At 56.8% G+C, this 22,398-nt stretch carries 22 protein-coding genes and 1 pseudogene; 6 read left to right on the top strand and 17 right to left on the bottom strand.

The annotated features are described in order from the left end of the window. Window positions 1-44: 44 nt before the first annotated feature. Entirely contained in the window at window positions 45-938 is an 894-nt protein-coding gene (locus AC4ANK_RS21175) for a LysR family transcriptional regulator (RefSeq protein WP_002554417.1), read from the top strand. 15 nt (window positions 939-953) lie between these two features. Here AC4ANK_RS21175 and AC4ANK_RS21180 read toward each other — a convergent pair whose 3' ends face one another. Then, window positions 954-2,066, bottom strand: a complete 1,113-nt coding sequence (locus tag AC4ANK_RS21180; RefSeq protein ID WP_460384559.1) for an XAC2610-related protein — start codon at window positions 2,064-2,066, stop codon at window positions 954-956. Between the two features lie 158 nt (window positions 2,067-2,224). Between AC4ANK_RS21180 and AC4ANK_RS21185 the strand changes: the two are divergent. Both AC4ANK_RS21185 and AC4ANK_RS21190 read left to right on the top strand, forming a co-directional pair. Next, window positions 2,225-3,109, top strand: a pseudogene (locus AC4ANK_RS21185) (mechanosensitive ion channel family protein); the annotation flags it as partial. Between the two features lie 54 nt (window positions 3,110-3,163). Beyond that, entirely contained in the window at window positions 3,164-4,423 is a 1,260-nt protein-coding gene (locus tag AC4ANK_RS21190) for an IS256-like element ISPsy17 family transposase (protein WP_054082596.1), read from the top strand. Window positions 4,424-4,611: 188 nt separating this feature from the next. Here the strand turns inward: AC4ANK_RS21190 and AC4ANK_RS21195 are convergent, their stop codons facing one another. Next, entirely contained in the window at window positions 4,612-5,547 is a 936-nt protein-coding gene (locus AC4ANK_RS21195) for a LysR family transcriptional regulator (RefSeq protein WP_044322562.1), read from the bottom strand. A gap of 186 nt (window positions 5,548-5,733) precedes the next feature. Between AC4ANK_RS21195 and AC4ANK_RS21200 the strand changes: the two genes are divergently transcribed. Continuing rightward, window positions 5,734-6,864 carry an L-dopachrome tautomerase-related protein gene (locus AC4ANK_RS21200; protein ID WP_044322563.1) on the top strand — a complete coding sequence of 377 codons (1,131 nt, stop codon included), beginning with the start codon at window positions 5,734-5,736 and terminating at the stop codon, window positions 6,862-6,864. 13 nt (window positions 6,865-6,877) lie between these two features. Next, window positions 6,878-7,759, top strand: a complete 882-nt coding sequence (locus AC4ANK_RS21205) for a LysR family transcriptional regulator (protein WP_031597258.1) — start codon at window positions 6,878-6,880, stop codon at window positions 7,757-7,759. 56 nt (window positions 7,760-7,815) lie between these two features. Here the strand turns inward: AC4ANK_RS21205 and tnpC are convergent, their stop codons facing one another. The 11 genes from tnpC to AC4ANK_RS21260 all read right to left on the bottom strand — a co-directional run bounded on the left by tnpC (window position 7,816) and on the right by AC4ANK_RS21260 (window position 17,922). Beyond that, the gene (gene tnpC, locus AC4ANK_RS21210) at window positions 7,816-9,372 is read right to left on the bottom strand and encodes an IS66 family transposase (protein ID WP_460384556.1); all 1,557 of its coding nucleotides are present in this window, start codon (window positions 9,370-9,372) and stop codon (window positions 7,816-7,818) included. Window positions 9,373-9,453: 81 nt separating this feature from the next. Beyond that, a complete protein-coding gene (gene tnpB, locus AC4ANK_RS21215) occupies window positions 9,454-9,789 on the bottom strand; it encodes an IS66 family insertion sequence element accessory protein TnpB (RefSeq protein WP_002554698.1) in 336 nt (111 codons plus the stop codon). Continuing rightward, entirely contained in the window at window positions 9,786-10,118 is a 333-nt protein-coding gene (gene tnpA / locus AC4ANK_RS21220; protein ID WP_031597256.1) for an IS66-like element accessory protein TnpA, read from the bottom strand. Before tnpA ends, tnpB begins: the two co-directional genes overlap by 4 nt. A gap of 588 nt (window positions 10,119-10,706) precedes the next feature. Then, entirely contained in the window at window positions 10,707-11,714 is a 1,008-nt protein-coding gene (gene rpoS / locus AC4ANK_RS21225; RefSeq protein WP_002554700.1) for an RNA polymerase sigma factor RpoS, read from the bottom strand. 103 nt (window positions 11,715-11,817) lie between these two features. Then, window positions 11,818-12,684, bottom strand: a complete 867-nt coding sequence (locus tag AC4ANK_RS21230) for a peptidoglycan DD-metalloendopeptidase family protein (protein ID WP_002554701.1) — start codon at window positions 12,682-12,684, stop codon at window positions 11,818-11,820. Between the two features lie 208 nt (window positions 12,685-12,892). After that, the gene (locus AC4ANK_RS21235) at window positions 12,893-13,528 is read right to left on the bottom strand and encodes a protein-L-isoaspartate(D-aspartate) O-methyltransferase (protein ID WP_002554702.1); all 636 of its coding nucleotides are present in this window, start codon (window positions 13,526-13,528) and stop codon (window positions 12,893-12,895) included. 41 nt (window positions 13,529-13,569) lie between these two features. After that, the gene (surE, locus tag AC4ANK_RS21240; protein WP_002554703.1) at window positions 13,570-14,319 is read right to left on the bottom strand and encodes a 5'/3'-nucleotidase SurE; all 750 of its coding nucleotides are present in this window, start codon (window positions 14,317-14,319) and stop codon (window positions 13,570-13,572) included. Then, complete coding sequence (gene truD / locus AC4ANK_RS21245; protein ID WP_002554704.1) at window positions 14,307-15,365, bottom strand: tRNA pseudouridine(13) synthase TruD; 1,059 nt, start codon at window positions 15,363-15,365, stop codon at window positions 14,307-14,309. The genes surE and truD overlap by 13 nt, the downstream gene beginning before the upstream one ends. Then, window positions 15,362-15,835: a 2-C-methyl-D-erythritol 2,4-cyclodiphosphate synthase gene (gene ispF / locus AC4ANK_RS21250; RefSeq protein ID WP_002554705.1), complete on the bottom strand. Its 474-nt coding sequence runs from the start codon at window positions 15,833-15,835 to the stop codon at window positions 15,362-15,364. The genes truD and ispF overlap by 4 nt, the downstream gene beginning before the upstream one ends. A 53-nt stretch (window positions 15,836-15,888) precedes the next feature. Further along, the gene (fghA, locus tag AC4ANK_RS21255; protein WP_002554706.1) at window positions 15,889-16,734 is read right to left on the bottom strand and encodes an S-formylglutathione hydrolase; all 846 of its coding nucleotides are present in this window, start codon (window positions 16,732-16,734) and stop codon (window positions 15,889-15,891) included. 75 nt (window positions 16,735-16,809) lie between these two features. Beyond that, entirely contained in the window at window positions 16,810-17,922 is a 1,113-nt protein-coding gene (locus AC4ANK_RS21260; RefSeq protein ID WP_002554707.1) for an S-(hydroxymethyl)glutathione dehydrogenase/class III alcohol dehydrogenase, read from the bottom strand. 110 nt (window positions 17,923-18,032) lie between these two features. On the opposite strand from AC4ANK_RS21260, the gene AC4ANK_RS21265 reads away from it, so the two are divergent. Then, window positions 18,033-18,923 (top strand): LysR family transcriptional regulator, encoded by an 891-nt coding sequence (locus tag AC4ANK_RS21265; protein WP_170947352.1) that lies wholly within the window; start codon window positions 18,033-18,035, stop codon window positions 18,921-18,923. On the opposite strand, the gene ispD is transcribed toward AC4ANK_RS21265, so the two are convergent. From ispD to kdsA, 4 genes are all read right to left on the bottom strand, one after another. Further along, the gene (gene ispD / locus AC4ANK_RS21270; RefSeq protein WP_002554709.1) at window positions 18,924-19,634 is read right to left on the bottom strand and encodes a 2-C-methyl-D-erythritol 4-phosphate cytidylyltransferase; all 711 of its coding nucleotides are present in this window, start codon (window positions 19,632-19,634) and stop codon (window positions 18,924-18,926) included. A gap of 13 nt (window positions 19,635-19,647) precedes the next feature. Beyond that, on the bottom strand, window positions 19,648-19,926 hold the full coding sequence (ftsB, locus tag AC4ANK_RS21275; protein ID WP_002554710.1) for a cell division protein FtsB: 279 nt from the start codon (window positions 19,924-19,926) through the stop codon (window positions 19,648-19,650). A gap of 190 nt (window positions 19,927-20,116) precedes the next feature. Continuing rightward, window positions 20,117-21,403, bottom strand: coding sequence for a phosphopyruvate hydratase (eno, locus tag AC4ANK_RS21280; RefSeq protein ID WP_002554711.1), 1,287 nt, complete (start codon window positions 21,401-21,403; stop codon window positions 20,117-20,119). 139 nt (window positions 21,404-21,542) lie between these two features. Continuing rightward, complete coding sequence (gene kdsA, locus AC4ANK_RS21285) at window positions 21,543-22,388, bottom strand: 3-deoxy-8-phosphooctulonate synthase (protein ID WP_004666021.1); 846 nt, start codon at window positions 22,386-22,388, stop codon at window positions 21,543-21,545. Window positions 22,389-22,398 lie beyond the last annotated feature (10 nt).

Here is a 22,398-nt window from a genome sequence, read left to right on the forward strand (position 1 = left end):
ATTAGACGGCGTAATTTCCACGCGCTTGTGAGAGATACTCAGCAATGAGCACACCGAAACTCAATGACCTGCAAGCCTTCCTGCAGGTGGCACGCGATCAGAGCTTTACCAAGGCCGCGACCAGACTGGGCGTTACGCCTTCAGCCCTGAGCCACACCATGAGGGGCCTTGAAGAGCGCATGGGCCTGCGCCTACTGGCGAGAACCACCCGCAACGTGGCCCCGACCGAAGCAGGCGAAAGGCTGATGCGCTCGATCGGGCCGCTGCTGGATCAAATTGCCGCAGAAGTTGAAGTGCTGGGCGAACTGCGCGACAAGCCCGCCGGCACCATTCGCATTACCTGCTCCGATGACGCCGCCGAAGGCATTATCCGGCCCATGCTTGCAGGGTTTCTCGCGCAATACCCGGATATTCAGATCGAGATCTGCATCGACTACGGCTTCACCAATATTGTCAGCGAACGTTTCGATGCAGGCATCCGTCTGGGTGAATCCATCAGCAAGGACATGATCGCCGTGCGCCTGGGGCCTGACTGGCGCTTGTCAGTGGTCGGCTCGCCGGCCTACTTCGAGCGACATCCCGTCCCGCTGCAGCCTCAGGACCTGACTCAACACACCTGCATCAACATCCGCCACTCGCCAAACGGCAGTTGCTACGCCTGGGAGTTCGAGAAGGACAGCCGCAAGCTCAACATACGGGTCAGCGGGCAATTCACGTCGAACAGCATGATCCACGTCCTCAACGCCGCACTGGACGGCGTGGGCCTGGCCTACGTGCCGGACTCCATGGCCGAGCCGCACATCGCCAGCGGCCGTTTGAAAGAAGTGCTGGTCGACTGGAGCCCGTATTTCGAAGGCTTTCACTTGTACTACCCGAACCGGCGACAAGCGTCGCCGGCGTTCAGCGCGTTTGTTGAGGCGGTGAGGTATCGGGGCTAGCACCCCGCCGCCTGATTACTGCACGGCTTTCAACGCATCCGCGACCTTGTTCAGCGAACCTTGAGCAGGCTCGGCAAGCAGTTTCAGGTCGGTGGTCTTGCCACGCACCACCACTTGCATGGCGGTGGGCGCACCCTTTGCGTCACCCACGATCCGGTAAGCGGTGTCGCCGCGCACGAAGCTCAATACGTGACTGGCAGCGTCGTACTTCAGTTGCTCACCTTCAGCCTGGGGAAACAGCAGCCCGACCTGATTCTTGCTGTCCAAGGCTGCGTAGAAGACCGGGCTTGCGTCCCCTGAACGGAACAACACAATGCGCTTGCCGGACGGCGCGAGCCTGAACGGCAGAAGAATCTCACGCTGCTGGTCTTCCTCCCAGACGATGCTGGTGGTGTGCGTCATCTTGCCATTCTGGTTGCGACTGACTGTTTCAGTCGGCAGCCCCGAACCGCCGGTGTGTTCAATGACTGTTTGCGTCTCCAGAACCAGCTCACCGTTATGGATGCCGTAAGTGGACATCTGGTGCCAGCAGCAACCACTTTTGGTCATGGTCTCGATCTTGTGGGCTTTCTCATCCACGCTGAACAGGCCGCAGTTGTTTTGCGCCAGTTCGGTGAACGAATCGCTGTGCCGGAAACCATCGGCAGTGCCAAGAAAGACCTGATACGAGGGGCCGTGATAGCAGCTGTTCTGCCCGTCCATCAAGGCCAGGTCCTTGATGCCATCGAAGTTGAAATCCTTATAGATCAGCACGCTCTGTTCGCCATAGGGCAACTCGTGCACGTTGGTTTTGACCTTGCCGGTTTTCGGGTCAGTGCCAAGTACCAGCTCATCGGACTGCACGCGGATCAAGGCCGCACCGCTGGCCTTGTCGTACACGTTGATGACGCCGGGACGAAACACATCGTCCTTGGCGGAAATATCCAGCGTCGCACGGTATTTATCGGAAAAGTCCTGCAGGGCGTAGTTCTCCCGGGGCGAGCCCGCGAACCCTGCAGCGTCCATTTCACCGTAGGTCGGTAACGCGTCGGCGGCACTGACCAGTGTCGACGAGGCCAGACCGACCAGTACCAACAAGGCCTGCAACCCAAGACGTGACGCACAGCGTTGAACGATGGATAGGTGCAAGACGCAACTCCTTTGATAATGAGCGATGAGTCTACTTCAGCAATCAATACAATTTGAATTCATTGCCCAACGTGCACTTTGTGCTGACGGGCCGCCCCGTCCGACCCGGTAAATGTTTTAATCACGCCCCCTCTTCGCGCAACGGGCCCGATGCTTTTATGGATATTCACTCGCTTTGGCTCAAGACCCAGGAACTCTGGGACATGCTCGACCAGCACCCGTGGGTACGCACCGGGCTGGCACTGGTCCTGTTGCTGACCGCCGCGCTGGTACTTGGTCGTGTCGCGCGCTTTGTGGTCCTGTACGCGGTGAAGATGCTCGGCCGTCAGCCGTCCCTGCACTGGGTCAACGACTTCCGCCACAACAAGGTCTTTCACCGACTGGCGCAGATGGTGCCGTCGCTGGTCATTCAGTTCGGCCTCACGCTGGTCCCGGGCCTGAGCACTGCGGGCCGCAACGTGATCGGCAACATCGCCATGGCGTTCACCATCCTGTTCATGACATTAGCCATCGGCACCCTGCTCAACGCCCTGCTGGACATCTACGCGCGCACTGAACACGCCCGCACGCGCTCCATCAAGGGTTACGTGCAACTGTCGAAGATGATCCTGTACGTCTTCGCCGGGATCATCATCGTCGCCACACTGATCGACCGTTCGCCCCTGCTACTGCTGTCCGGCCTGGGCGCCATGTCGGCGGTCATCCTGCTGGTCTACAAGGACACCCTGCTCTCCTTCGTCGCCAGTGTGCAGTTGACCAGCAACGACATGCTGCGCGTCGGCGACTGGATCGAAATGCCGCAGGTCGGCGCGGACGGCGATGTGGTGGACATCACCCTGCACACCGTCAAAGTGCAGAACTTCGACAAAACCATCGTCTCCATCCCCACCTGGCGCTTGATGTCCGAGTCGTTCCGCAACTGGCGCGGCATGCAGCAATCAGGCGGGCGACGCATCAAGCGCAGCCTGTTCATCGACGCCAGCGGCGTGCGCTTCGTGCGTGACGATGAAGAACAACAACTGATGCAAATCCACCTGCTCACCGGAGACTGTCAGAAATTTTGTGTTCGGGCATAACATGTAGCTAGAGGTGCATGTATGCCGACCAAAAAGAAGTCCGCCAATGCAACAGCGAGGGAGTTGCCCTCGATTCCCCAAGAGCTGATCGAGCAGTTTGTTAAAGGCCCGATGAGCGCCGAAGCCATTCAAGACGCGTCCATGGCGTTCAAGAAGGCTCTGATCGAGCGTGCGCTAGGCGCCGAGCTGGGTCACCACCTTGGTTACCCTCAGGGCGCGGAGCGCCCTGAGGAGTCGACCAATCAGCGTAATGGCAAAAGCAGCAAGACGGTTCTGACCGACGACGGGCCGCTTCGCCTGGATATCCCCAGAGACCGCGATGGTAGCTTCGCCCCGATCCTGATTCCCAAGCACGAACGACGTTTTACAGGCTTCGACGACAAGATAATTGCCATGTACGCCCGGGGCATGACGGTGCGTGAGATCCGCGCTTTTCTATCTGAGCAGTATGGAACTAACGTGTCCCATGACTTCATCAGCTCAGTCACCGATGCGGTCATGGAAGAGGTGGGCACTTGGCAGCAACGACCCTTGGAACCGATGTATCCGGTGATCTTCTTCGATGCGTTACGGGTCAAAATCCGGGACGAGGGGTTAGTGTGCAACAAGGCTATTTATCTGGCGCTGGGGGTATTACCTGATGGCACGCGCGACATTCTGGGTATATGGATCGAGAGCACCGAGGGTGCCAAGTTTTGGATGAAGGTGTTCAACGACCTCAAGACTCGTGGCGTTGAAGATGTTCTGATCGCCGTCACGGATGGCCTCAAAGGAATACCGGAGGCGTTGGGGGCGGTTTTTCCTGCCACGACGCTGCAAACCTGCATCGTGCATCTGATCCGCAACAGCTTGGACTATGCCGCTTGGGATAAACGTCGGGCACTGGCCAAAGCACTCAAGCCGATCTACCAGGCGATCAATGCAGATGTGGCTGAGCAAGAGCTTAACGCCTTTGAAGCGGGCCCCTGGGGCAAGCAGTATCCGACTGTGGTTGCTGCATGGCGTCGCGCCTGGGATCGGGTTATACCGTTTTTTGTTTTCCCGGCGGGCATCCGCAAAGTGGTTTACACGACCAATGCCATCGAGAGCATCAATGCCCAGTTACGCAAGATCATCAAGACTCGAGGGCACTTCCCGACCGATGAGGCCGCGACGAAACTGATATGGCTTGGGTTGCGCAACATCACCGCCAACTGGGGTCATGCGGCACACGACTGGAAAGTGGCAATGAATCAATTTGCGATCCTGTACGGAGACCGATTTACCAGACCGAGCTGGTAAAACAAGGGCCTGCCTGACGGCAGGCCCTAACCAGCCCGAACACAAAAAAACTGATACTCCCGTGTTTGCAGAACTTCTGCCCAATCAAAACTACCCCTCAACGCCATACCCCAGTAGTCAGCAATCAACGAATTCAGAACTCGCCTTTCAAGAATCAAACCTCAGGCATCACCCTTACAAGCAACTAATTACGCAGTCGAGTCAGGGATTTCGGCATTCGCCAACGCTGCGGCCATATCCGCAGCGAAGGGCGCTAAATGGCGGCTAAGCATCTGGTGCAACTGCCGTACTGCCGGCGAGTATTGCTTGCGGTGCGGACAGACCAGATTTAACGGACTCAATTCCCCAAGATGCTGTGCAAGCAAAATTTCCAGACGACCGCTAAGCACATCCTCGCGGACATCAAGCCAGGACTTGTACGCGATCCCTTCGCCTGCAATCGCCCAAAGTCTAACGACATCTGCATCGTCACTCAGCAATAGGCCTTTGACAGGAATCTTCTGCTGCCCAAACTTCCAATTGTCATAGACGTGCTCATTGAGCATGTACAGAAGGCAGGAATGATGACTCAGATCTTCCAGCATGGCCGGCCTACCATGACGGGAAAGGTAAGCCGGTGATGCAACCAGCACCCGTCGATTCCAGGCGGCCAAAGGCCGTTCTACGTAGCTCGCATCTTCCGCGCAGCCATAACGGATGGCGATGTCGACTGGGTCACGGAAAACATTGGCCAGCCGATCAGAAATCAGCAGGCGCAAAGTAAGCTGTGGGTGTTCTTTGCGAAATTGGCTGAAGCAGGATAACAACACGTTTCTGCCTAGATCAGATGGCGCGGCGACCTGCAATATCCCCTGCAATTGGTTGCCTTCACCGTGCAATCTCTCCTGCCCCTGAGCCAGGGCTTCCAATGCGGTAATCGCGCTGGGGAGGTACGTTTCCCCCTCTCCAGTCAGACGCAAACTACGGGTGGAGCGGGCGAACAAGCGGATACCCAATTCGCGCTCCAGACGCTTTATGGCAGCGCTGACTTGTCCCGGCAAAAGGTCGGCCTCGCGTGCCGCGTTGGAGAAGCTTCCAAGCTTTACAGTGCGCACAAACAGCTTCAAGTCGCCCAGTCGCATCATTTTCTCTTTTCGAGTGAAAGTGCTGGTGAATTTACCGGCTTTTTACGTCGCAATATACCCGTCAGTATGCCCGCCTGGCCACGAGACGAGGCCAGTCTCACTATTCGATATTGGCCCGCCTGAAGTAGGCCAAGGAGATCTGTTTTGGCTTTTAAAAAATCAATTTTGTGGACGTCCGTGGCCTTGATGGTCGCTTTCAGTAGTCAGTCTACCCAGGCTGCTGTGCTCAGCAATCTCCCAAAAGACCAGCCTCAGGGAAAGATTGAACAGGTTTTCGCATTTCACGACGCTATGCCAACGGGCGTCAGCATCAGTGAAAAGGGACGCATTTTTGTCAACTTCCCCCGTTGGGGCGACAAAGTGCCGTTCACTGTCGGGGAATTACGCGACGGCAAGGTGGTGCCTTATCCCGATGTTGCGCTGAACCAGGCTGACCTGCAGCATCCGGAAAAGGGTTTCATCAGCGTCCAGAGTATTGTTGCTGATGGCTTAGGGCACCTGTGGATCCTTGATACCGCTGCACCCGAATTCTCCAAGCCGCTCGCGGGTGGCGCCAAGTTGGTGGCCGTTGATCTTCACACCAACAAGGTCGTCAAGACGTTGGTCTTTCCTGAAAATGTCGTGTTGCCCAGCACCTACGTCAACGACATGCGTTTTGACTTCAGTGCCGGTAAGGAAGGCGTCATTTACATCACCGACTCCTCTCTTAGTGGGCCGGGCGCAATCATTGTCATGGACATTGCCACGGGTAAAGCAGTACGGCGTTTGAGTGGCGCGGCATCGACATCAGCTGATCCAGACTTTGTGCCAAGGGTTGAAGGTCAACTGCTGAGAGTTCGCAATGCCGATGGAAGCAGCAAGCCATTTGCCGTTGCTTCTGACGGTATTGCTCTGTCGGCGGATCGCCAGACTCTGTATTTCTGCCCACTGTCCAGCCGCCACCTGTATTCGGTATCTACAAAGCTCTTGCGCGACCCGAACGTCACCGAGCAACAGCTCACCGATGCAGTTAAGGATCTGGGCGAAAAAGGGCCATCGGACGGGCTGGAGGCTGACAGCGAAGGTGCTGTCTACGCTGGCGACTATGAAGACAACAGTATTCGCAAGCGCCTGCCCGATGGCAGTTGGCAGACGGTCGTTCACGATCCACGCATACTGTGGCCGGACACACTCTCTGTGGGAACTGACGGTTACCTTTACTTCACTGCCAACCAACTCCATCGCCAGGCGGGATTTCATGGTGGCAAGGATTTACGAGAAAAACCCTATAGTTTGATGCGAGTGAAGATCAACGCAACACCGGTGCAGACACGCTGAGCGGGGCCAGCCCATGGATATTCAAGCGTTGAACCTGTTTGTCAGATCCATGGAAATGGGAAACATCACCGCTGCTGGGGCGGAGTTAGGGCTGGTGCCTTCGGTAGCGAGTCAAAAACTCGCCAAGCTCGAGAAGTCATTGGGCATGCGGTTGCTGCATCGCACGACAAGGCAGGTGACCCTTACAGAGGACGGTGCGCTTTTCCTGCCTCATGCTTCTCGTATCATAGCCGCTGTGGACGAAGCTTATTTTACGACTGTGAAGAGCCAGGAGACGCCTAAACGCGTATTGCGTATCTCCGCCCCCGGCTCTTTCGCCAGGGTCTGTTTGATGCCTGCGGTGACTCGCTTTCTAAGAAGCCATCCAAATCTGAAAATAGACCTGGTGCTTTCGGATGAAGTGCAAAACTTAACGGAGATCGGCATTGATGTGGCCATTCGCATCGCCGCACTGAAGGACTCAACACATGTGGCGCGCAAGCTTGGAAACGACACCCGTATCCTTTGCGCGTCCCCGGCCTACCTTGAGCAAAAAGGTGAGCCGGGAGAGCCCGAAGATTTGAGCCGCCACGATTGCATTACATTAGGAGAAGAGAATCGCTGGCACTTCGCCGGTAACGCACGCAATCCATTTTCTATTATTAACGGCTCTTTTAGAGTCAACTGCGGGGAAGCTGCTCGAATAGCGGCTGTAGAAGGGCTGGGGATCGCTTCCATATCGCTATGGAATGCCCGAGCGTCCTTGAATAAAGGGGATCTGGTCGAAGTCCTTTCCTCTTTTGCTCTCGAACAAAGCCGCGCTGTCTGGGCTATTTATCCGAGCTCCCGGCAAATCTCCTCCAAAGCACGCGCGTTTGTCGATTTCCTCATTCAGGAATTTGTTGACGGATTCTGAGCGGATCATGACCACCGAGCAGCTATACCCCAGAATTGACTACTGCTCAAGGTGCGTCATTTAAGTCCCCACTTATGCGGCAGCAAGTGATCGATCTCACTCGCCCGCTGCGTCGGTAGGCGCCTGAGGACGTCCTTCAAATAAACATACGGATCATGCCCATTGAGTCGCGCCGATTGGATCAAACTCATTATCGCCGCTGCCCGTTTGCCGCTGCGCAGTGAACCTGCAAATAGCCAGTTCTTGCGACCCAACGCCCATGGTCGGATCTGGTTCTCGCACCAATTATTGTCAATGGGTACAGCCCCGTCATCGAGATAGCGCGACAGCGCCGTCCAGCGTTTCAGGCTGTAATCCAAAGCTTTGGCGATAGCCGAGCCATCGGGCACAAGTTGGCGTTGGGCGATCATCCAGGCATGCAAGGCATCCATCACCGGCACGGCCCTTTCTTGGCGTATTCGGCGGCGTAAATCAGGTTGCAAGTGGCGGACTTCACTCTCGATTTCGTAAAGCAACTGGATGTAGCGCAAGGCCTGTTCGGCGAGCTGGCTCTTGTTCGTGGCGTGCAGCTCGAAGAACTTGCGCCGTGCATGGGCCATGCAGCCAATCTCGGTGACGCCGGGTTCGAAGCTGGCCTTGTAGCCGCCAAAATCATCACAGACCAGCTTGCCTTTCCAGCCTTGCAGGAAGTTGCGTGCATTTTCTCCGGAGCGGCTCTGGCTGAAGTCGTAAACGACCGCTGCCAAGTCCGAGAACTGGCAGGTGGCGTAGGCCCAGATATACGCGCGATGGGTTTTCTTTGCGCCCGGCGTAAGCATCTGCACCGGCGTTTCATCGGCGTGGATTACGCCATGTTCAAGAACAGCATCGTGCAAGGCATCGGCCAGCGGCTGCAACTGCACGCCACAGCTGCCGACCCATTGCGCCAAGGTCGAGCGGGCAATGGCCAGACCGGCCCGACCAAAAATCGACTCCTGACGATAGAGCGGTAAATGGTCGGCGAACTTTGCGATCATCACGTGGGCTAGCAAGCCGGCGGTCGGGATGCCCTTGTCGATGACCTGCGCCGGAACCGGTGCCTGGATCAGGGTTTCGCACTGATCGCATACCCACTTGCCACAGATGTGACGCTCCACGGTGAACACGCCCGGCGTGTAGTCGAGCTTCTCGCTGACATCCTCGCCAATGCGCTTGAGGACGCAGCCGCACTGGCAGTGGCTGTTACAGGGTTCGTGGTGGATCAGGGTGCGCGGAAACTGCGGCGGCAAGGCGGTACGTTTAGGTTTTCTAGGTTTTCGCCGAGCCTCGCTCGAAACAGGCGCGGGTCGCAGCGCTTCAAGCTCGGTTTCGATGGCCGCGATATCGGTGTCGGTCAGGTCATCAAGCAGGCTGGCCTGATCCGGGCTTAGTTGCTCGCTGCGCTTGGCAAACTTGAAGCGCTTGAGCTGCGCGATCTCGTGGGCCAGTTTCTCGTTGACCGTTTTGTGATGGTGGATTTGCTTACCCATTGTCTCGACTTTCTGATCGAGGTTCTCGACACGCTGCATCAACTCCGCCGCCAGAGCACGCAGTTGTTCAGGGCTTAAGTGGTCGAGATTAGGAAGCGAAGTCATGCTGCCGATTTTGCCAGAACAGCCTAAAAGCGACGATAGGCTCATTGGACAATTGCACGGCCTAGCTGGTCGTGGCAGGCGTTATATGATGGAAATTACGCTACCTTGCCCGACTCTTTGCCAAGGCAAACCCAGCACCAAGGCATGCAGTTGTTCTCCACCTAATTCCATCTGAGAGCCGCGTCGAGAACCCGGCCAGAAGAACTTGCCATGATGCAGGCGGCGCGCCGCCAGCCAGATACCCAACCCATCGTTCACCAGCACTTTCATTCGATTTGCGCGGCGGTTGGCAAACAGATAAGCACAGTGCGGCTGCGCCGCACCGAACACCGCGACCACCCGCGCCAGAGCAGTGTCGGTACCAGCGCGCATGTCCATGGGCTCGGTGGCGAGCCAGATGGCGTCGATGCGGATCATCGCAACAGGTCTCGCAGAAAGGTGGCGCAGGCGTCAGCGCTTTCGGTCGGCCAGTTCACTTTGACGGTGCCGCGCGGATGTGGGATTTCGAGACAGATAGTCGATAACGCAACCTGCGAATTTGCTCCGGCTAGCTGCAAGGGTAACGGAATGAACGCAGGTTGCAGCGCCATGGCTTTCTGCGTTTGCACTCGAATCAATTTATGGACGAGGTTCGCGTTAAGGCTGTGGCTCAGCGCGACATTGGCAATCGAGGCCCCGGGCTGGGCGCACTCTTGAATGACATGGGCCTTGAAGGATTTGGAGTAGGAACGGCGTTGTGGCTGCATGAAAGACCCGCTTAAAAGGCTAGAAATGGTGTCCACTAAAATTTAAGTGCACACCATGTCTTGGCTTTGAAGGGCTGGGTAGATGACTTCGCCGGACGGATACCCTTTTTTGTTGAATCTGTCCGGTTTTCTGCAGATAAAAAAAGGGGCGGTATGACCCGCCCACATTTTATCCCTGATCCCTGTATTCCGTTGTCATCATCCTGATGAATCGCATCCTGCGATGTCCTTGACCGTCATCCTTGATGGCCTGCGCCTGTCCGTTGGCACAGCTTCGATATTAGAGATTTAAACCCGCAGAGCAACACCTCAAACGCTCCAGGATATTTCCATGTCAATCACCTTAAAAATATAATCTCTATTTAAAACAACGTGTTAAATCCGTAAACACAGCTGTTTGGCGACAAGCCTCACTGTTGTTACCTGAATGACTTACAACAACCGTACGCAATGACTTACAGGCTTTGAAAGCTGAAAGGCCGAGCAGGCGCATTGACCTACGACATTCAAATAACGAAAGACATATAAAAAGGCCGATATACACACTCTGTGTTATATCGGCCCTGGATTGACATTACGAGGGGTTGGTTACTGGAAGAGAGACTCGCTGGACAAGCCGTTTTTTTCAAGGATCTCACGCAGGCGCTTGAGCCCTTCAACCTGAATCTGCCTGACCCGCTCACGCGTCAGACCGATCTCAAGCCCTACATCTTCAAGTGTGCTGCTTTCATGTCCGCGCAAGCCAAAGCGACGGATGACAACCTCCCGTTGCTTCTCGGTCAACTCAGACAACCATTGATCGATGCTATGGGACAGATCATCGTCCTGCAGCAGCTCACAGGGGTCGGTCGGACGATCGTCGGTCAAGGTGTCGAGCAGCGTCTTGTCCGAATCAGGCCCCAGCGAGACGTCCACCGACGAGACACGCTCGTTGAGACCGAGCATGCGCTTGACCTCACCTACCGGTTTTTCCAGCAGATTGGCGATTTCTTCGGGAGAAGGTTCATGATCCAGCTTCTGGGTCAGCTCTCGGGCCGCGCGCAGATAAACATTCAGCTCCTTGACGACGTGAATCGGCAGCCGGATGGTCCGGGTCTGATTCATGATCGCGCGTTCGATGGTCTGGCGAATCCACCAGGTGGCGTAGGTGGAAAAACGAAAGCCGCGTTCAGGGTCGAATTTTTCAACCGCCCGAATCAACCCCAGGTTGCCCTCCTCGATCAGGTCAAGCAATGACAGCCCACGATTGACATAACGTCTGGCAATTTTAACTACCAGACGCAGATTGCTTTCAATCATGCGTTTGCGCCCGGCCGGGTCTCCACTTTGCGACAGACGCGCAAAATGAACTTCTTCTTCCGGGGATAGTAGAGGAGAAAAACCGATTTCATTGAGGTACAGCTGGGTAGCATCAAGCGCCCGCGTGTAGTCAATGTACTTGTGTTGTTTGAGCGATGTTGAATGCTTGACCTTGGCGCGTCCGGAGGCAGCGGGTGGCTGCTTCTCGTTTGACGCTTCCTTCAGGACAATGCCGGCTTCCATAAGGAGCACTTCATCATCGATGTCAAACTCCGGCGCTTCGTTGCCAAGAGCCATTGTTTTAGTCCTTTGGTGAGTTCGACCTCAAGCTCCAGTATCGCCTGATTCCATGGCAACACTTGAGCCTGTTCCTAATACGCCCGGAACAGGCTGGCAACTATCAACGACGTGGCAAAAATCCCAATGGATCTACAGGTTTCCCTTGGCGGCGAATCTCAAAATGCAGTTTCACCCGGTCAGTTCCTGTTGACCCCATCTCGGCAATCGTTTGCCCTGCCTTGACCTGTTGACCTTCCCGTACCAAAAGCCTGCGATTATGACCGTAGGCACTGACGTAGGTATCGCTGTGTTTGATGATGATCAATTCGCCGTAGCCCCGTAATCCACTTCCGGCGTAAACAACTGAACCATCAGACGCTGCCAAAACAGGCTGTCCCAAATCACCAGCGATATCAATTCCTTTATTCAAACTGCCGTTTGAGGAAAATTTTCCTATCAAAATGCCACTTGAAGGCCAGGTCCAACCCGTCGGAGACTTGCCGGCCGGGCCTGTCCCGGTGGTCGCAGAAGGAGGTATTACCACAGGTACAACCGCAACAGGCTTGGAAATAACCGTAGTTTTGACGGATCCGGAACTGCTGGTGCTGGTTGATGTAGAGGTCACCGGACGTCCTGCGCCAGAAGTCGACGCTACGTCCTGCGTTGAAGAGGAGCGCCCGTCAAAGCGAATTGTCTGACCTGGCTTGATGGTAAACGGCTCGGGGATCTGATTACGGGCAGCCAGCGCTTTCCAGTCCCAGCCGTAACGGAATGCAATAGAAAAAAGCGTGTCACCGCGCCTGACCACGTATTGGCCGGTGGTTACCGTCGGGCGCTGGGCAACGGCATTACCGTTACGATCAACGACACGAACACCGCCTGAAGGCGTGCTGGAGCAGCCGACCAAAAGGACACTGAGAGCAATGCCAATCACCAGACGCTGATAACTTCTTGAAGACCTGAGCTGCTGAATGACTGTGAGACTCACCCGCCACTCCCTTTACTGGTGACTGAATTCAAAAAAGATGCCTATTGTGCCGTAATAGCGACGGGCAGCCAGTGATTAACCGTTGAAAAAACGTTGTTATGTATCAATCAGCTACATGGAATGATGCCATCAGGCCATTCAACATTCCGGGCCGCGCGCTGTAGACCAATGACTGAAGCCAGAATTCACTGTTTACCGCAGACAATCTTCACGCGATTGGCCCGTTGAGCAGTGGCACGAAGCGCACAGCCCCCAGTACGTGCCGGGAAAAACCGTTTTCTTCACGGATGATCAGCATCAATTGCTGAACCTCTCCCGAACCCACCGGTATGACCAGCCGACCTCCAGGTGCCAGTTGATCAAGCAGCGCCTGCGGTACGTCGGTTGCCACTGCCGTGACGATAATGCCGTTATAAGGTGCCAGAGCAGGCCAGCCTTCCCAGCCGTCGCCCCAGCGGAAAACCACATTACGCAGATTGAGCTCGACCAGACGCTCCTTGGCGCGGTCCTGAAGGACTTTGATACGCTCGACCGAAAATACACGCTCCACCAGCTGCGCCAGCACCGCGGTTTGGTAGCCCGACCCTGTACCGATCTCCATGACCTTGTCCAGCGGACCTGCTGCCAATAGCAGCTCGCTCATCCGCGCGACCATGTAAGGCTGGGAAATCGTCTGGTTGTGGCCGATGGGCAGCGCTGTGTCTTCATAAGCGCGATGCGCCAGCGCTTCATCGACAAACAGATGCCGGGGCGTCTTGCGAATGACGTCCAGCACCCGCTGGTTGGAAATACCCTCTTCGCAGAGGCGCTGGATCAGACGTTCACGGGTGCGCTGCGAGGTCATCCCGATCCCGCGACGCAATAGATCATCCTGCTCGCGCGACATCAACGAAGACCCTCCAGCCAGGTATTCAGGCTGCTGAATCCGTCCTGATAAGTTCGATCCAGCTGCAACGGTGTAATCGATACGTAACCCTGTATCACCGCATGGAAGTCGGTGCCAGCACCGCCGTCCTCTACATCGCCGGCAGCGGCAATCCAGTAGCCGGCACGACCACGCGGGTCGACAACCTTTACCGGCGCCGCAGCACGGGCACGGTGCCCCAGTCGGGTCAGTTGAATGCCGCGGATATGCTCAAGCGGCAGGTTCGGAATATTCACGTTCAGTACCGTGCGGGGTGGCAGGTCGAGTTGCTCATGGGCCTCGACCAGCAAACGCGCATAATGCGCCGCCGTCGCCAGATTATCCGGCTGACGTGACAAAAACGAAAAGGCAAACGACGGACGCTGCAGAAAACGCCCTTCAAGCGCTGCAGCGACCGTTCCGGAATACAGTACATCGTCGCCCAGATTGGCACCCAGGTTGATACCTGAAACCACCATGTCCGGTTGATGCTCCAATAACCCATGAATCCCCAGATGCACGCAGTCGGCCGGCGTACCATTGAGACTGATGAAGCCATTGGCCAGTGTATGTGGGTGCAAGGGCCGGTCGAGTGTCAGGGAACTGCTGGCACCGCTTTTGTCCTGATCAGGGGCGATCACCACGCACTCGGCATAGTCCGCCAGCGCCGCATGGAGCGCGACAAGACCGGGCGCGTTCACCCCGTCATCATTTGATATCAGAATACGCATGGGCTGTCCGTCTGCCCAACCGGCACCAGATCAATGAGTTCGCGCACTAAAACGGTGGCGAAGCATCCGGGCGGAAGGACGAATTCCAGTTGCAGAATGTCAGATTCGGGATAATGCCACGTCAGCCGCCCAATGGGCAGTCGCAGGATGCGTCGTTCGTGCGCCATGCCCGCTCTGACCAGCCAGTCACGCAACGCAGACTCATCATTGGCGATGGCATTTTCCAGTTCTGCCGTCGCGCCACCGGCTGGCGAAGGGCCTTCACCCCACTGCGGCCCGGTAGGGTGCAGATCGAGAATCGCCAGCCGAGGATCGCTGCACTCATCAACACCCGCCGGAAAAAAGCTGCGGCTGTCGGTGAAAGCGAGCAGATCCCCTACCTGAGCCTTTTCCCAGCTGCCATCGGCAACGCGGGCTGCCAGAACCCGATTGAACAGGTAGCTGCGCGCTGTGGATAACAATCGCGAACGCACCGCACGTTGCTCAGGCAGCGCTTTGCGGGCAGCGTAATCGCGTGCCTCGCCAAGATTTCCGCCCTGATAACCGAAACGCTGCGTACCAAAGTAGTTGGGGATGCCCTGCCGGGCAATTATTTCAAGGCGCTGGTTCAAAGCGTCCGTATCAGCATCCAGTTGCGTAAGCCGCAACGTAAAGCCATTCGCAGCGTGAGCACCGCGTTGCAGCTTGCGCTTGTGTCGAGTGCTTTTGAGAATCTGCAGCGTATCGTCCTGCGCGGCCGACAGATCAGGATCGGCCTTGCCCGGCAGTTGAATGCTGAACCACTGGCGGGTCAGTGCCTGGCGGTCCTTGAGACCGGCATAGCTGACCGTACGCAACTGCACCCCCGCGGCCCGGGCCAGCCGACGTGCCGCCTCTTCGGTATTCAGGCCGCGTTTTTCGACCCACAGCCATAAATGCTCGCCATCGCCTGAAAGCGGAATGTCCAGCACTTCGTCGACCTGAAAGTCTTCGGCAGTCGCCTTGAGGGCTGCACGACCCAGTGCATCGCCGTAGGCCCTGGGGCCAAGCAGTTCAAGTTCATTCATGCGCGCAGCAACAACGCAACGGCATGCACCGCGATGCCTTCTTCACGTCCGGTAAAGCCGAGTTTTTCTGTCGTTGTCGCTTTCACGTTCACCTGGTCCAGCTCAACCTGTAGATCTTCAGCGATCAAGGCACGCATGGCATCGATATGCGGTGCCATTTTCGGTGCCTGGGCAACGATGGTGGCGTCGACATTACCGACTTTCCAGCCTTTGCCGTGGATCTGCTTGAGGACATGACGCAGCAGCACGCGGCTGTCGGCACCTTTGAACTGCGGATCGGTGTCAGGAAAGTGCTTGCCGATATCGCCCAGTGCCGCGGCACCCAAAAGCGCATCGCTCAGGGCATGCAGCAGGACATCGCCATCGGAATGGGCCAGCAGGCCGAACCCGTGTGCAATCCGCACGCCGCCCAAGGTAATGAAGTCGCCTTCAGCGAAACGGTGCACATCATAGCCATGGCCAATACGCATAAAAAAACGCCCTGAAAAAAGTCAGGGCGTGATTCTACCTGCTTTGGCGCTCGTTAGCTGTTCAAGGCTTCAGCGTGATGCCTTAGATGGTCTTCGATGAAGCTGGCGATGAAGAAATAGCTGTGGTCATAACCTGGCTGCATCCGCAAGGTCAGCGGATAGTTCGCAGCCTTGGCGGCCTGAACCAGAACTTCAGGCTTGAGCTGATTGACCAGAAAGTCATCACGATCACCCTGATCCACCAGCGTCGGCAGTTTTTCCGACGCTTGCCCAATCAACACACTGGCATCCCACTCGCGCCAACGCGAACGGTCTTCACCCAGATAACGGGAGAACGCCTTTTGCCCCCACGGGCAGTCAATCGGATTGCTGATCGGCGAGAACGCCGATACCGACCTGTAGCGACCGGGATTGCGCAGTGCGCAGACCAGCGCCCCATGCCCGCCCATCGAGTGCCCGCTGATACTGCGCGCCTCTGACGCCGGGAAGTGCTCTTCGATAAGGGCTGGCAGCTCCCTGACGACGTAATCATGCATCTGGTAATGCCGCGCATATGGCTGTTCGGTGGCATTGAGATAGAAGCCTGCCCCTTGACCGAAGTCCCAGGCACCCTCAGGGTCGTCTGCTACGTCGGCACCGCGCGGGCTGGTGTCGGATGCCACGATAATAATGCCCAGCTCGGCAGCGAGCCGGTGAGCGGCGGCTTTCTGCATGAAGTTCTCGTCGGTGCAGGTCAGACCGGACAACCAGTACAGCACCGGGAGCTTGCTGCCCTGCTCTGCCTGGGGCGGCAGATAGACCGCAAACACCATGTCACAACCCAGTACTTGAGAGTGGTGTTTGTAACGCTTGTGCCAGCCGCCGAAGCTTTTCTGGCAGGAAATATTTTCCAAAGGCATGTCGCTTCCTCCAGTTGCAAGCGGCAAGCTACAAGCATGTAACAAATCTTCGTGCTTGCCGCTTGCCGCTGCTCCTCAAAAATGAATGACGGTGCGGATGCTTTTGCCTTCATGCATCAGGTCGAACGCCTTGTTGATGTCTTCCAGGCCCATGGTATGGGTGATGAACGTGTCCAGCGGGATTTCACCGGTCTGCGCCATGTCGACATAGCTTGGCAGTTCGGTGCGGCCACGCACGCCACCAAATGCCGAACCGCGCCAGACGCGTCCTGTCACCAGCTGGAACGGACGGGTAGAGATTTCCTGACCGGCACCGGCCACGCCGATAATGACCGACTCGCCCCAGCCCTTGTGGCAGGATTCCAGCGCTGCACGCATCAGTTGCACATTACCGATGCACTCAAACGAGAAGTCGACGCCGCCATCGGTCATGTCAACAATGACTTCCTGAATAGGACGGTCGAAATCTTTCGGATTGACGCAGTCAGTCGCGCCCAACTGTTTGGCGATCTCGAACTTGGCCGGGTTGATATCAATGGCGATGATTCGAGACGCTTTGGCTTTGACCGCGCCGATCAACGCTGAGAGGCCGATACCGCCCAGACCGAAGATCGCTACGGTATCGCCAGGCTTGACCTTGGCAGTGTTGAGCACCGCACCGATACCGGTGGTGACACCACAACCCAGCAGGCAGACTTTTTCCAGCGGTGCCTGTTTGTCGATTTTGGCCACCGAGATTTCCGGCAGTACGGTGTATTCGGAGAAGGTCGAAGTGCCCATGTAGTGGAAAATCGGCTCGCCCTTGTAGGAAAAACGCGTGGTGCCATCCGGCATCAGGCCTTTACCCTGCGTGGCACGAATCGCCTGACACAGGTTGGTCTTGCCCGAACGGCAGAATTTGCACTGGCGGCATTCCGGGGTGTACAGCGGAATAACGTGATCACCGACCGCGACAGAGGTGACACCTTCGCCAATGGCTTCGACAATCGCACCGCCTTCGTGGCCGAGGATCGATGGGAAAATCCCTTCGGGATCGGCACCGGAAAGTGTGTAGGCATCGGTATGGCAGACGCCGGAAGCCACTACTTTGAGCAGCACTTCTCCGGCCTTGGGCATGGCGACATCGACTTCAACGATCTCCAATGGCTTTTTGGCTTCAAAAGCGACAGCAGCGCGCGACTTGATCATCAAACTTCTCCGACGGGTAAAAACAAGGTTTGCAGTGTAGTACAGTGCCAATTGGCGAGTAATACGGCTAAAAGCAAAACATTAATGCTGTACAGGGATAATCCATGCACATCAATCGCTGGGAAGGTCTGGACGAATTCGTTGCGGTCGCTGAATGTGGCCAGTTCACAGCGGCAGCACAAAGGCTTGGGGTTTCCTCGTCACACATCAGCCGCCAGATCGTGCGCCTTGAAGAACGACTGCAAACCCGTTTGCTTTATCGCAGCACGCGCAAGGTCGCGCTGACCGAGGCTGGTCAAACTTTTTTGCATCACTGCCAACGTTTGCAGGACGGCCGCGAAGAAGCACTGCGCGCTGTAGGCGATCTGGCCAGCGAGCCAAAAGGGTTGCTGCGCATGACCTGCGCTGTGGCTTATGGCGAGCGCTTCATCACGCCCCTGGTGACACGCTTCATGGACCTGTATCCGCACTTGCGGGTCGACATTGAGCTGAGCAACGAAACGCTTGATCTGGTGCATGAAGGGATGGATCTGGCGATTCGCCTTGGCCGGCTACAGGATTCGCGCATGGTTGCAACCCGCCTCGCGCCACGGCAAATGTATCTGTGTGCTGCGCCTTCCTACATTGAACGCTACGGGCGACCTCACAGCCTGTCGGAACTGAATCGCCACAACTGTCTGGTCGGGGGCAGCGATACCTGGCAACTTCAGCAGAATGGCCGCGAGTTTTCTCAGAGAGTACAGGGCAACTGGCGCTGCAACAGCGGTCAGGCGGTGCTGGATGCCGCGCTACATGGGGTTGGCCTGTGTCAGTTGCCGGACTATTACGTGCAGAAACACCTCAATGACGGAACGCTGGTTTCATTGCTGGAAGCCCATCAACCGCCCAATACTGCCGTTTGGGCGCTCTATCCGCAGCAAAGGCACCTGTCGCCCAAGGTACGCAAGCTGGTGGACTATCTTAAAGAAGGATTGGCGATGCGCGATGAGTATCGCCAGTAGCTAATGGCCGAACTCAGTGCGGCGTTGACGCAACCATTCAAGATCCTCGGGGCGAGTGACCTTGATGTTATCGGACCGCCCTTCGATCAGGCGTGGCGACTGCCCCGCCCACTCGATGGCCGATGCCTCATCGGTGATGTTCACGTTCGACACCAGACTGTCCGCCAGGGCGCGATGCAGGGCCCCAAGGCGAAACATCTGCGGCGTGAATGCTTGCCAGATCAGGCTCCGGTCGACAGTTTCAAGCACGCGACCACTGCTGTCGGCACGCTTGAGGGTATCGCGAGCCGGTACGGCCAGCAGGCCGCCAACCGGGTCGTCAGCCAGCTCACCGAGCAGATTATCCAGATCACTGCGCGCCAGATTAGGACGCGCAGCGTCATGCACCAGCACCCAGTCATTGTCACTCGCGCCCTGCGCAGGCAGGTGCAGAAGCGCATTGAGCACCGAGCCTGAACGCTCGCTGCCGCCATCCACTCGTTGAATGCGGGCATCTTTAGCGCAGGGCAATGCAGCCCAGTAAGGGTCGTCCACAGCCAGACTGATCACCAGGCCCTTGAGCCGAGGGTGATCGAGAAAGCAAAGCAGGCTGTGTTCAAGAATTGTCAGGCCGCCCAGTTGCAAATATTGCTTGGGACGGTCAGCTGCCATGCGAGCACCAATGCCCGCAGCAGGTATCACTGCCCAGAAGGCAGGAAGAAAGTCTTTCATGGCACCAACTTGATTATTGCGCGAGCTGGTAAAGGGTTTCGCCGTCCTTGACCATGCCGAGCTCATGTCGGGCACGTTCTTCGACGGTTTCCAGACCCTTTTTCAACTCCATGACCTCGGCATCAAGCACGCGGTTGCGCTCCAGCAGCACCTCATTCTCAGCGTGCTGGTCGGCAATCTGCTGAGTCAGGCTGGCCACTTGCGCAAGGCTTCCGTTACCGACCCAAAGGCGGTACTGCAAGCCAGCCAGCAACAGGAGCAGGACGAGGAACAACCAGTTAGGACTGCGCATTGAAATATCAGGTACCCAGTAAAAAAGACAGCAGAGCCAACGTGAACAACAAACGACTGAGGGCATTGAGCCTGACATAAGCCAGGCTCAATCACTCCAGATTACCGCGGAGCGTCAGCATCGGAGCTGCGCAGGCAAGTCAGGTGACTCGAGTCTGTGCAGCACTCTGCGTCTTTTTACCATCTATGGCTCAACCGCGAAACTCGGCACGACCACGATACGCGGCCTTGGAGCCCAATTGCTCCTCGATGCGCAGCAGTTGGTTGTACTTGGAGACGCGGTCGGAGCGGCACAGCGAACCGGTTTTGATCTGACCGGCAGACGTGCCCACAGCCAGGTCGGCAATGGTCGAGTCTTCGGTTTCGCCGGAACGGTGAGAGATGATCGCAGTGTAACCGGCAGCTTTGGCCATCTGAATGGCTTCCAGCGTTTCGGTCAGGGAGCCGATCTGGTTGAACTTGATCAGAATCGAGTTGGCGATCTTCTTGTCGATGCCTTCTTTCAGGATCTTGGTGTTGGTTACGAACAGGTCGTCACCGACCAGTTGGACTTTCTCGCCGATCTTGTCGGTGAGAACTTTCCAGCCATCCCAATCGGACTCGTCCAGACCGTCTTCAATGGAAATGATCGGGTGCTTGCGCGTCAGCTCGGCAAGGTATTCGGCAAACTCGGCGGAGCTGTACTCGCCCTCTTCGCTGAGTTTGTACTTGCCGTTCTTGTAGAACTCGCTCGCCGCGCAGTCCAGCGCCAGGGTCACGTCGGTGCCCAGCGTGTAACCCGCATTGGCGACGGCTTCGGCAATAGCGTCGAGCGCTTCCTTGTTGGACGCCAGGTTAGGCGAGAAACCGCCTTCGTCGCCAACAGCGGTGTTCAGGCCACGCGCCTTGAGCACTGCCTTGAGGTGATGGAAAATCTCGGTGCCCCAGCGCAGGCCTTCAGCGAAGGTTTTGGCGCCGACAGGCTGGATCATGAATTCCTGGATGTCGATGTTGTTATCAGCATGCTCGCCACCGTTGATGATGTTCATCATCGGCACCGGCATGGAGTACACGCCCGGTGTGCCATTGAGGTTGGCGATGTGCGCGTACAACGGCAGATCCTGATCCTGAGCCGCCGCCTTGGCAGCTGCCAGGGAGACCGCAAGAATTGCGTTTGCACCCAGGCTTGCCTTGTTCTCGGTGCCGTCCAGCTTGATCATCGCGTGATCCAGAGCCTTCTGGTCAACCGGGTCCTTGCCCAGAAGCAGGTCACGGATAGGGCCGTTGATGTTGGCTACAGCCTTCAGAACGCCCTTGCCCATGTAACGACTCTTGTCGCCATCACGCAGCTCCAGCGCTTCGCGCGAGCCGGTTGAAGCACCAGACGGCGCGCAGGCGCTGCCAACGATGCCGTTATCGAGGACCACATCTGCTTCTACAGTGGGATTGCCACGGGAGTCGAGAACTTCACGACCTTTGATGTCGACGATTTTTGCCATTGTTGTAAACACTCCAAGATTGACGAAAACGACGCAGCTGGGAAAACAATGCTCGCAGTCAGACGCAAAAAAAGGCAGGTCTGAATGCGACAACCCCGTCACGAATGACGGGGAACGGCACTTTACCGGAGAACCCTGTTCAAGCGGTCTCTACGATCGGAAAACTTTTGACAAGTTCATCCAGTGACTTGAGCTGGGCCAGGAACGGCTCCAGCTTGTCCAGACGCAGGGCACACGGGCCGTCGCATTTGGCGTTGTCAGGGTCCGGATGCGCTTCAAGGAACAGGCCGGCCAGATTCTGGCTGATGCCGGCCTTGGCCAGATCCAGGACCTGAGCGCGGCGGCCACCGGCAGAATCGGAGCGACCACCCGGCATTTGCAGGGCGTGTGTCACATCGAACAGGATCGGGTATTCGAACTGCTTCATGACGCCGAAGCCGAGCATGTCCACCACCAGATTGTTGTAACCGAAGCTGGAACCCCGCTCGCAGAGAATCAACTGATCATTACCCGCCTCTTCGCACTTGGTCAGGATGTGTTTCATTTCCTGAGGTGCGAGAAACTGGGCTTTCTTGATGTTGATGACTGCTCCGGTCTTCGCCATCGCAACGACCAGATCGGTCTGACGCGACAGGAAGGCCGGCAACTGGATGATGTCGCACACTTCAGCAACCACGGCCGCCTGATGAGGCTCGTGCACGTCGGTGATCAGCGGCACGTTGAAGGTGCGCTTGATCTCTTCGAAAATACGCATGCCCTCTTCAAGGCCCGGCCCGCGGTAGGAATTCACCGAAGAGCGGTTGGCCTTGTCGAAGCTGGCTTTGAACACATAAGGGATACCGAGCTTTTCGGTCACCCTTACGTACTCTTCACAGACCTGCATGGCCATATCCCGGGACTCGAGTACGTTCATGCCGCCGAACAGCACCATTGGCTTGTCGTTGGCGATCTCGATCGAACCTACGCGAATTGTTTTCTGAGCCATGTGTGAAGTC

Source organism: Pseudomonas sp. Pmew2, assembly GCF_058129885.1.

Bases quoted from the DNA above. Each gene is read 5' to 3' on its own strand.
- AC4ANK_RS21175 (WP_002554417.1), top strand. From the start codon at position 45: ATGAGCACACCGAAACTCAATGACCTGCAAGCCTTCCTGCAGGTGGCA.
- AC4ANK_RS21190 (WP_054082596.1), top strand. From the start codon at position 3,164: ATGCCGACCAAAAAGAAGTCCGCCAATGCAACAGCGAGGGAGTTGCCC.
- AC4ANK_RS21195 (WP_044322562.1), bottom strand. From the start codon at position 5,547: ATGATGCGACTGGGCGACTTGAAGCTGTTTGTGCGCACTGTAAAGCTT.
- AC4ANK_RS21200 (WP_044322563.1), top strand. From the start codon at position 5,734: ATGGTCGCTTTCAGTAGTCAGTCTACCCAGGCTGCTGTGCTCAGCAAT.
- AC4ANK_RS21205 (WP_031597258.1), top strand. From the start codon at position 6,878: ATGGATATTCAAGCGTTGAACCTGTTTGTCAGATCCATGGAAATGGGA.
- tnpC (WP_460384556.1), bottom strand. From the start codon at position 9,372: ATGACTTCGCTTCCTAATCTCGACCACTTAAGCCCTGAACAACTGCGT.
- tnpB (WP_002554698.1), bottom strand. From the start codon at position 9,789: ATGATCCGCATCGACGCCATCTGGCTCGCCACCGAGCCCATGGACATG.
- tnpA (WP_031597256.1), bottom strand. From the start codon at position 10,118: ATGCAGCCACAACGCCGTTCCTACTCCAAATCCTTCAAGGCCCATGTC.
- rpoS (WP_002554700.1), bottom strand. From the start codon at position 11,714: ATGGCTCTTGGCAACGAAGCGCCGGAGTTTGACATCGATGATGAAGTG.
- AC4ANK_RS21235 (WP_002554702.1), bottom strand. From the start codon at position 13,528: ATGACCTCGCAGCGCACCCGTGAACGTCTGATCCAGCGCCTCTGCGAA.
- surE (WP_002554703.1), bottom strand. From the start codon at position 14,319: ATGCGTATTCTGATATCAAATGATGACGGGGTGAACGCGCCCGGTCTT.
- truD (WP_002554704.1), bottom strand. From the start codon at position 15,365: ATGAATGAACTTGAACTGCTTGGCCCCAGGGCCTACGGCGATGCACTG.
- ispF (WP_002554705.1), bottom strand. From the start codon at position 15,835: ATGCGTATTGGCCATGGCTATGATGTGCACCGTTTCGCTGAAGGCGAC.
- fghA (WP_002554706.1), bottom strand. From the start codon at position 16,734: ATGCCTTTGGAAAATATTTCCTGCCAGAAAAGCTTCGGCGGCTGGCAC.
- AC4ANK_RS21260 (WP_002554707.1), bottom strand. From the start codon at position 17,922: ATGATCAAGTCGCGCGCTGCTGTCGCTTTTGAAGCCAAAAAGCCATTG.
- ispD (WP_002554709.1), bottom strand. From the start codon at position 19,634: ATGAAAGACTTTCTTCCTGCCTTCTGGGCAGTGATACCTGCTGCGGGC.
- ftsB (WP_002554710.1), bottom strand. From the start codon at position 19,926: ATGCGCAGTCCTAACTGGTTGTTCCTCGTCCTGCTCCTGTTGCTGGCT.
- eno (WP_002554711.1), bottom strand. From the start codon at position 21,403: ATGGCAAAAATCGTCGACATCAAAGGTCGTGAAGTTCTCGACTCCCGT.
- kdsA (WP_004666021.1), bottom strand. From the start codon at position 22,388: ATGGCTCAGAAAACAATTCGCGTAGGTTCGATCGAGATCGCCAACGAC.